4 protein-coding genes and 1 pseudogene are annotated in these 2440 nt (G+C 43.6%); 3 read left to right on the top strand and 2 right to left on the bottom strand.

What is annotated here, in order from left to right; genetic code table 11:
• Window positions 1-125 precede the first annotated feature (125 nt).
• Window positions 126-515, top strand: a pseudogene (locus F6J99_RS44165) (transposase); the annotation flags it as partial.
• Here the strand turns inward: F6J99_RS44165 and F6J99_RS44160 are convergent.
• Window positions 448-585, bottom strand: coding sequence for a hypothetical protein (locus F6J99_RS44160; RefSeq protein WP_214607772.1), 138 nt, complete (start codon window positions 583-585; stop codon window positions 448-450). The pseudogene F6J99_RS44165 and the gene F6J99_RS44160 sit on opposite strands and share 68 nt — an antisense overlap.
• Before the next feature lie 254 nt (window positions 586-839).
• On the opposite strand from F6J99_RS44160, the gene F6J99_RS44155 reads away from it, so the two are divergent.
• Window positions 840-1451: a hypothetical protein gene (locus F6J99_RS44155; protein WP_293123564.1), complete on the top strand. Its 612-nt coding sequence runs from the start codon at window positions 840-842 to the stop codon at window positions 1449-1451.
• Window positions 1452-1797: 346 nt separating this feature from the next.
• Window positions 1798-2196: a four helix bundle protein gene (locus F6J99_RS44150; RefSeq protein ID WP_293021276.1), complete on the top strand. Its 399-nt coding sequence runs from the start codon at window positions 1798-1800 to the stop codon at window positions 2194-2196.
• Here F6J99_RS44150 and F6J99_RS44145 read toward each other — a convergent pair.
• Window positions 2193-2440: hypothetical protein (locus F6J99_RS44145; protein WP_293123561.1), on the bottom strand; the 248-nt coding region annotated here is incomplete at its 5' end. The two genes, F6J99_RS44150 and F6J99_RS44145, sit on opposite strands and share 4 nt — an antisense overlap.

Below are 2440 nucleotides of genomic sequence, written 5' to 3'. Positions count from 1 at the left end.
CCCGTTCTAGTGTAAAGAGGTACCAATGAAAAAATGGTTCCTATCACGAGGAGCCGGATGAGGGGAAACTCTCACGTCCGGTTTTGAAGACGAGTCAGTGAGGTGACTCACTGGCTTAGTTTAATAAAAACCTGGTTCAAAACCATTGTCTGGCTAAGTCTATTAATGATGCGGGTTGGTACCAATTTAGAAAATGGATGGAGCATTTTGGTACAAAATTTGGAAAGGTGACGGTTGCAGTAAATCCCGCCAATACCAGTCAAAATTGCTCAGAATGCGGTGAAGTGGTCAAGAAATCACTATCAACTAGGACTCACGTTTGCAAATGTGGTTGCAAGTTAGACCGAGACCATAACGCCGCAATCAATATCCTGAAAAGAGCCTTGGGTACGGTGGGGCACACCGGAACCTGGATCCATTATCCCAACGCTTCGGGAGATCTGACCTCTACTGTTCTTGGTTCCGGCCAGAAGCAGCAAGTCGGGTCGTTGAGCGAAGAATCCCCGCGTCTTTAGACCGGGGAGTGTCAAGAGCAATATCTAGAGACTCATCAGCTCCCTGCCGAGGTGTAGAAGTAAACCCCATACCCGCTAAACATAACAAAATTGAATAATTGAATTTACCTAATAATTCATTATTATTGAATAGCACACTTTGCGGTCTTTTTGCGAACGCGCCCCGCGTGACCTACAGTCAATCGCATTAAAAGTATAGCATGTCAGCAAATAGTTAAAAAAGGCAATAAGCGCGTTTTTCATAGTAATCAAGTACACAATATTTTTTACCGATTCCCGATTCCCTACTCCCTACTCCCTACTCCCTACTCCCTTCCCTAGCTCATGTCTTACAGTCAATTTACTATTCAAAAAGTAGTCAAGGATTTTGACTTAACCTTAATCGAACAAGGGAATATTTTTGAAAGCGATAGCGATCGCGTAATTTCTCCTAGTCCTTATTTAGCGGAATTTATCACCCATAATTATCAACTAGCGATCGCATTGAATACGGAAAAAGCGCGATCCGAACTCTTGATATGTCCAGTGCTACTGGCAGTTAGAGAATTCCATAAAAACCAGGTTAGCTTGTTTTCTGGGGAAGAGTTTAATGTTGATCCAGAAGTGGGATTAAATGGTACCTGTGATTTTATTATTAGTCTTTCACCGGAACAGTTATTTGTTAAAGCCCCGGTAGCCATTATTATCGAAGCTAAAAAAGAAGACTTGAAAGGGGGATTGGGACAGTGTATGGCTGCGATGGTAGCAGCCGGTCGGTTTAATCAACAGCAGAATAATGGTAACGTCGCAACGGTTTACGGTGCAGTAACCACTGGGACTCTATGGCGATTTCTGAAATTGGAAGAAAAAACAGTAACCCTCGACCTCGCGGAATATTTGCTCCCTCCCATCGAACCTATTCTAGGGAAATTGGTGCAGATGGTAGAACAGGATTAGGACTGATATCAATTCTGGTTGAATACCCATAATTAATGGGGAGATGGGGAGATGGGGAGATGGGGTGATGGGGTGATGGGGTGATGGGGTGATGGGGTGATGGGGTGATCGGGTGATGGGGCGACTAAGTATAGCACTACCGATTAAGGTGTTTGACATTGACACAAGGTTAAAAGCTAGCGCTATATTTTGATGGTCTTGATGCAATTTCCAGACTCCCTCGGTGCGACCCAAATGTAAATAAATCTTGCCCAGCCCTTTGCGAGGGTTTACTACTGCTGGTATATTCCTGATGTAAACATTAAACTATCAGGAGATTGGGAGTATTGAAAATAGAGAGTTAGGGATGAGTTCAAAAACACCTAAATTGATCAATAATCATGAAGATTTAGAAGTGTATCAAAAGGCTTTTAAGGCTGCCATGAGGATATTTGAACTCTCTAAACGTTTCCCAATTGAAGAAAGATACGCTTTAACTGATCAAATCCGACGCTCTTCTCGTTCAGTATGTGCTAACCTAGCAGAGGCTTGGCGCAGAAGAAGATATCAAGGCTCTTTTTGTGCTAGGCTCAACGATGCAGAAGCAGAGGCAGCAGAAACTCAAGTGTGGTTGAAATTTGCAGTTAAATGCAATTATCTAGATCTTGGTATTGCCAGAGAACTCTCAAATCAATATAACGAGATTTTAGGGAGTATAGTCAAAATGGTGAATGACTCAGACAAGTGGTTACTAAAAAAACCTTAAAATTCTCCCCATCTCCCCATTATAACTGTTTCAATATCATACGTTAACAATTTGGAGAGATAGGGGGATAGGGAGATAGGGAGATGGGGAGATAGGGAGATAGGGGGATAGGGAGATAGGGGGATAGGGGGATAGGGAAATAGGGAGATAGGGGGATAGGGGGATGCAATGCCTTGCTGCGCAGTCTTTCCGCCTTGGCGTGCGGCCGTTTGGCGGCGGGGCCATGTTTTCGTGATGTCTTTGG

Origin of the sequence: Moorena sp. SIO4G3 (genome assembly GCF_010692305.1) — a bacterium.
GTDB classification, from domain to species: Bacteria; Cyanobacteriota; Cyanobacteriia; order Cyanobacteriales; family Coleofasciculaceae; genus Moorena; species Moorena producens_A.
Note: the sequence above shows the minus strand (reverse complement) of the source record. Positions and strands in the feature narration are given on the sequence as shown.

Bases quoted from the DNA above. Each gene is read 5' to 3' on its own strand.
- F6J99_RS44160 (WP_214607772.1), bottom strand. From the start codon at position 585: ATGGGGTTTACTTCTACACCTCGGCAGGGAGCTGATGAGTCTCTAGAT.
- F6J99_RS44155 (WP_293123564.1), top strand. From the start codon at position 840: ATGTCTTACAGTCAATTTACTATTCAAAAAGTAGTCAAGGATTTTGAC.
- F6J99_RS44150 (WP_293021276.1), top strand. From the start codon at position 1,798: ATGAGTTCAAAAACACCTAAATTGATCAATAATCATGAAGATTTAGAA.